Source organism: Dietzia sp. CW19 (genome assembly GCF_014145265.1).
Taxonomy (GTDB): domain Bacteria; phylum Actinomycetota; class Actinomycetes; order Mycobacteriales; family Mycobacteriaceae; genus Dietzia; species Dietzia natronolimnaea.
Genome location: NZ_JAALEE010000378.1, coordinates 1 through 6,057, shown reverse-complemented (window position 1 = coordinate 6,057; position 6,057 = coordinate 1). Strand labels below are relative to the sequence as shown.

General features: G+C 71.7%; 4 protein-coding genes. All 4 read left to right on the top strand.

Annotated elements, in window-relative coordinates; genetic code table 11:
* The first annotated feature begins 309 nt into the window (after nt 1-309).
* Nucleotides 310-3,228, top strand: a complete 2,919-nt coding sequence (locus G6021_RS11650) for an SNF2-related protein (RefSeq protein ID WP_182610264.1) — start codon at nt 310-312, stop codon at nt 3,226-3,228.
* Nucleotides 3,225-3,998 carry a hypothetical protein gene (locus tag G6021_RS11645; protein WP_259848322.1) on the top strand — a complete coding sequence of 258 codons (774 nt, stop codon included), beginning with the start codon at nt 3,225-3,227 and terminating at the stop codon, nt 3,996-3,998. The genes G6021_RS11650 and G6021_RS11645 overlap by 4 nt, the downstream gene beginning before the upstream one ends.
* 59 nt (nt 3,999-4,057) lie before the next feature.
* The gene (locus G6021_RS11640) at nt 4,058-5,245 is read left to right on the top strand and encodes a DNA repair exonuclease (RefSeq protein WP_182610263.1); all 1,188 of its coding nucleotides are present in this window, start codon (nt 4,058-4,060) and stop codon (nt 5,243-5,245) included.
* On the top strand, nt 5,242-6,057 hold an 816-nt coding region (locus G6021_RS11635), incomplete at its 3' end, for an AAA family ATPase (protein ID WP_182641342.1). The genes G6021_RS11640 and G6021_RS11635, both read left to right, overlap by 4 nt.

The following is a 6,057-nucleotide window of genomic DNA, read 5'->3' as shown; positions in this document are numbered from 1 at the left end:
CCGCGGGTCGCCCCACCACATCACGCCGCAGATCGCCGCCACGATCGCCAGCGTGAGGCCGAGTGCCCTGGGGCCGACCGGGGGGACGACCCGCCCGGATGCCCCGGGTCGGGGTCCGGCGGGCACGTGGTCGGTCACGGGGCGATTATGGGTGGCCCCACGCCCCCGGAGGCCGTCAGACGGTGGTCCCGGTCCCGGGCCTGTGGAGGAGCCGGGGGTGTGGGTAACCGGGGTGTGGAAGGGCCGTCGGGGCCCCGGCCCGGCACCGCACCGGAGTGCCGTGTCGGACGGGCGTGCTTACATGTCGTCGTGACCCAGTCCGCCGATCCCCGTCTCCACGCCGTGTGGCAGTCCGGGGTCGTGGGGTTGTGGTGCGACACGGGGTTGCGTCGACCGCACTCGGTGGCGCCGGCTGCCGCGGTGACGGCCGTGGGCCGTGCCGGGGCCCCGGATGCGGTGGTGGAGTTCCTCTCCGGCTACAAGCTGTCCCACCGGATCGGCATCCGTGCCGTCGTGGACGGCAGGGCCAGATCGGCGACGGTGCCCGGGATCCGGATCTCCGTCGGCGCCGCGATCGACCTGTGTCGACTCCTCGGGGCCGAGGACACGTGGGTCGGGTCGGGACTACGGGCGTTCTCCGCCTTGTCCGCGGGTGTCGCGGCGCTCGTGGCCGCGGGCCACGTGGTCCCGTGTCTCACCCGCAGGGACGGGGCGTGGGAGGCGTCCTGGGATCTGGTCGCCTCACCGGTGATCGGGGCGTGGACCACCGAGAGCCTCCAGCGCAGCCACGGGCTGGTCGCCACCCGCGAGGAGCTGGTCCGGCTGCTGTCCGAGCTGGCGGACCACCACGCCCGCACCGCGCTGGCACCCCTGGCGGCAGACCGCCACAGTGATCTCGGTGACGCACTGGTCACCGGTGGTCAGGTGACCTCGGGCGGTCAGGGCCTGGCCGATGCCGTCCGGGAGTTCGGCCGGGCGGCCGCCGCGAAGGACGTCGAGGTGGTGTTCCGGGTGGTCGAACCCTCCGACGACGCCGAGGTGGACCGCGCCGCGACGCCTGGCCACGCCGTGGACGACGACCCGGCTGACGACTCGCCGGGGGAGCGGTCCCGGGATCCCGGTGTGCTCTGGCGGCTGCAGGTGTTGGTCCGGACGGGCGCCGATTCGCTCCGCCCGTTCTCCGACCTCGACGACACCTCCTCCGTGGACGGACCGGTTCGCGACGTGGTCGACCGGGCCGTCCGTTCGTGGCCGCCGCTGACGCGGGCCACCCAGGCGGCCGGTGTTCCCGACCTGCTCCTGCCGACCGATCTCGTGGTCGACCTGGTCGACGAGGGGGTGGAGGCACTCCGGGGCCGCGGGGTCGAGGTCCTGCTGCCGAGGGCCTGGACCAGGATCAGGACAGCGGTCAGGCTGGCCGTCAAGGAGCCCGGGACCGAGTCAGTGGACTCGGGGCACCGGTTGGGCCTCGAACAGCTGGCGGACGTCGACTGGGAGTTGGTGGTCGACGACAACCCGTTGGACGCCACCGAGGCCCGGATGTTGCTCGACGCCGCGTCGGACCTGGTCAAGCTCCGCGGCCAGTGGGTCCGGGCGGACCCGGGTGCGCTCCGGCGGGCGGCCCGCTTCCTCGCCGCCAGGCGTGGCCAGCGGACGACCGCACCCGCTCTGGTCGGGGCGTTGATGTCCGAGGAGGCGGAGGGAGTCGAGGTCCGGTCGCCGGGCACCCTCGACTGGATCCCCTCGTCGTCGTCCCCGGTCGTGCTCCCGGACTGGTTCCGGGCCACCCTGCGTCCGTACCAACTGGACGGTGTCAGGTGGCTCTCGGCGCTCTCCCGGGCCGATACCGGGGCGGTCCTGGCCGACGACATGGGTCTCGGCAAGACGATGCAGGTGCTCGCGCTCACCGCGGTCGAACACGCGGCCGGGAGGTCCGGACCGACACTGGTGGTGGCGCCGCTCACCCTGGTCGCCACGTGGGCCCGGGAGGCGTCGACGTTCGCGCCGGACCTCCGGGTCCACGTCCATCACGGACAGGGTCGGGACCGAGGTGAGGGCGCGGCCGAGAAGATGGCGGACTCCGACCTCGTCCTGACCTCATACGGCACCGCAGCTCGTGACGTCGACCTGCTCACCGGGGTGAGGTGGCGGCGTCTGGTCGCGGACGAGGCGCAGACGGTCAAGAACCCGGCGACCGCGGTGTCCCGGGCGATCAGATCGATCCCCGCGCGGCACCGGATCGCGCTCACCGGGACCCCGGTGGAGAACAGGCTGGACGAACTACGGGCGGTGTTCGACTTCGCCAACCCGGGGCTGCTCGGGTCGGCCAGTACCTTCCGCGCCCGGTTCGTGGTCCCCATCGAATCGCACCGAGACGAGGCCGCGGCCACCCGGCTGCGTGCCCTGGCGGCCCCGTTCGTCCTGCGCCGACTCAAGTCGGACCCGCTCGTGGCCGCGGATCTGCCGGCCAAGCAACACATCAGGGTCGACTCACCACTGACCCGTGAACAGGCGACCCTGTACCAGGCGGTCGTCGAGGACATGATGGAGCAGGTCAGGGACTCCGAGGGTGCGGCCCGCAAGGGTGCGATCCTGTCCGGTCTCACCGCGCTCAAACAGGTGTGCAACCATCCTGCGCACTATCTCGGCGACGGGTCCTCGCTGCTGCGGGGTGGGCGACACCGGTCCGGAAAGCTCGCGGCACTGGACGAGGTCCTCACCGAGATCCTCGACGCGGGGGAGAAGGTCCTGTTGTTCACGCAGTACCGTGCCTTCGGAGATCTGATCATCCCGCTGTTGGAGCGCCGGGCGGCGACCGGGGTCCCGTTCCTCCACGGCGGTGTCACCGCGGGTGGTCGGGCCTCGATGGTCGAGGAGTTCCAGAGCGCGGACGGCCCACCGCTGATGCTCGCCTCCCTCCGGGCGGGCGGGACCGGGCTCACGCTGACCGAGGCCAATCACGTGGTGCATCTGGACCGGTGGTGGAATCCCGCGGTGGAGAACCAGGCGACGGATCGCGTCCACAGGATCGGGCAGACCCGGGTGGTCCAGGTGCGGAACCTCGTGGCGCCCGGGACGGTGGAGGACCGGATAGACGAGTTGCTCGAGTCCAAGCGCGAGCTGGCGGATCTGACGCTCGGCCCCCTCGCGGGTGTGCTCACCGAACTGACAGACGCCGATCTGGCCTCACTCGTCGCGCTGACCGACGAGGGGACGGACGAGACGTGAGCGGGAGAGGAGGGATCCCCACCAGGTCCAAGGCGGGTCCGTTCGGGTCGCACATGTGGAGTCGGCGGTGGTCCTCGGACCTCGAATCCGGCGTGAGCCGCGGCGAGGCGTTCCTCGGCCGCAAGGACGCGCGCAACGGCAGGGTGCTCTCCCTGGAGCACTCCGGCCGCATCGTGCGGTGCGACGTCGACGGCAGTCAACCGGACCCGTTCTCCGTGGAGTTCGAGTTCGCCCCGCTCGACGCCACGGACACCGACGCGCTCCGCACGGCGCTCCGCCGCGAGGAGGGAGGAGTGCTGGGCGCGCTCTCCGGGGATTTCTCCGACACGGTCGGATTCCTCCTGCTCCCGGCGGTCCACGGCGCCACCCGGTACTCGTGCCGGTGCCCGGTCCAGCCGGGCCCGTGTCGACACGTGCTGTCCGCCGCCCACGTGCTCGTGGAGTGGTGGGACGCCACCCCGGAGGTGATGTTCGCACTCCGGGGACTGAGGGCCGAGACGGTGGGCGCCGTGCTGGGGGGGACCGCGGACGGGGACGTCGGCGCGGTCGCCTTCGACGTGGAGGAGAGCCTGTGGGGCCGGGATCCACTTCTCCCCGCCGTCCCCACCACCGCCCCGGCGGGTCTGGAGGATCTCCTGGACGCACCGGTCACCAGGAGACTCGCCGCGGCCGCGACCGGGGATCCACTCGAACAACTGCGGGTGGTGGCCGACCTGGAGGACTTCCTCGACGCGTTCAGCCGGTATCGGCCGGGGGATCAGCGCCCGTGATCCACCCGGTCGGCGAATCCCGCCGCAGCACTGTCGGAGCCCCCACCTACGATGCGGCCATGGACAGGCGACGGGACGGCGACACGATCCGATTCCTCCACTCGGCCGACTGGCAGCTGGGGATGACACGGCGATTCCTCGGGACCGAGTCACAGGCGGTGTACACGGCGGACCGGCTCGCCGCGGTGGCGTCGCTGGGGGACATCGCCCTCGAGCACGGCGCCGAGTTCGTCGTGGTCGCGGGCGACGCGTTCGAGGACAACGCCGTTCCCCGATCGGTCGTGCTCCGTGCCGCGGAGGTTCTCGCGGCCTTCCCGGTACCTGTACTGATCCTCCCCGGGAACCACGATCCGCTGGACGTGTCGTCGGTACTGAGGTGCCGGGACTTCTCCTCGGCCGTGGACGGCGGGGCCGTCACCGTCATCTGTGACTCCGAGCCCGTGGAGATACGCCCCGGGGTCGAGGTGGTGGGGGTCCCGTGGACCTCCAAGCGCCCGGATCCCGCCCGTCTCCCCGCGTTGCTCGCCGACCTGGGCCCGACCGACTCCCTGCGCATCCTCGTCGCGCACGGTGGCACCGACGAGGTCTACGGCGGTGACTCGCCGTCCGTCGAGGCGATCCGCGTCGCGGAGCTCGAGAGCGCCGTCGGGTCGGGACACCTGGACTACGTGGCCCTCGGCGACAGGCACTCGGTCACCCGTGTCGGTGCCGGCGACAGGATCTGGTTCTCGGGGAGCCCCGAGACCACGGCGTTCGACGACGTCGAGAGGGCGTCCGGTCAGGCTCTGCTCGTCGAGCTCGGGACGCGGAGCCCCACCGGCGGCCGGGGTGACTGTGTGGTGACACCCATCCGGACCGGACGGTGGTCCTTCCTCGCGATCACCGCGGAGATCGAGACCGAGTCGGACCTCGACGCCCTCGCCGAGCGGATCGAGGCGATCGAGGACAAACCCAGGACGGTCCTCAAGCTGGGCCTCACCGGGACCGTCGGGGTGGCCCTGCGTGCGAGGATCGACGATCTCCTGGAGACGTGGGCGGAGCTGTTCGCGGCCGCATACCTGCGAGAGCGGCTCACCCACCTGGTGGTCCGCGCGGAGGATTCGGACTTCACCGACCTCGTGGACGGCTATGCCGGGCGCGCGGTTCAGGATCTCGTGGAGAAGGCGGCGTCGAACGGATCGGACTCGGAGGACGCCGGCAATGCGCTCAGTCTGCTATACCGGCTCGTGGACGGAGGCCTGAGGTGATCCTGCACCGGCTGCGTATCGAGGACTTCCGAGGCGTCGACCGGGAGGAGGTGCAGGTGCCCCCCCGCGGGGTCTTCGTGATCGAGGGCCCCAACGAATCGGGCAAGACGAGCCTCATGGATGCACTGGAGATGCTCCTCGAACACAAGGCCTCCTCCGGCCGAGCGGAGATCAAGGCCGCGAGCCCTGTGGGGCGTGACGTCCCGGTGGTGGTGGAGGCCGAGTTCACGATCGACCGCGAGCGGATGCGGTACCGCAAGGAGTTCGTGCGCGGCAAGCGCACGTCACTCGAGTTCCCGGAGTCCGCGAAGGTGGCGCTGACGGGTGACGACGCCCACGACTACGTGCGGGACCTCCTGGACCGCCGGGTGGACAGGTCCCTGTGGAGAGCGCTGCGTATCGCCCAGGACGAACCCATCGGTCAGGTGGAGGCGGGCAAGGGGATGGAGTCGCTGCGGCGAGCCCTGGACGCCGCGGCCGGCGGGGCCGCTCCCACGAGTGACGACACACTGGTCACCCGGGTCGCGGAGGAACGTCACCGCTACCTGACGGCACGACGCGGGGAGCCCACCGGCGAGCTCGCGCGGTCGGAGACCCGGCTCGCGGACGCACGCACGGCACTGGACGACGCCAGGGCGGGGCTGTCCGAACTCGATGCCGCGGTGACCGAGCACGCACACCACTCCGCCGCCCACTCCGCCAGGCGATCCTCGCTGGCCGCCGTCGAGGTGGAGGTGGAGCGCCTCGAGGAGGCCGGACGAACCGTCGCACGGTTCCGGGAGCTCCTCCGGGCCGCGGAGGCGGAGGTCGAC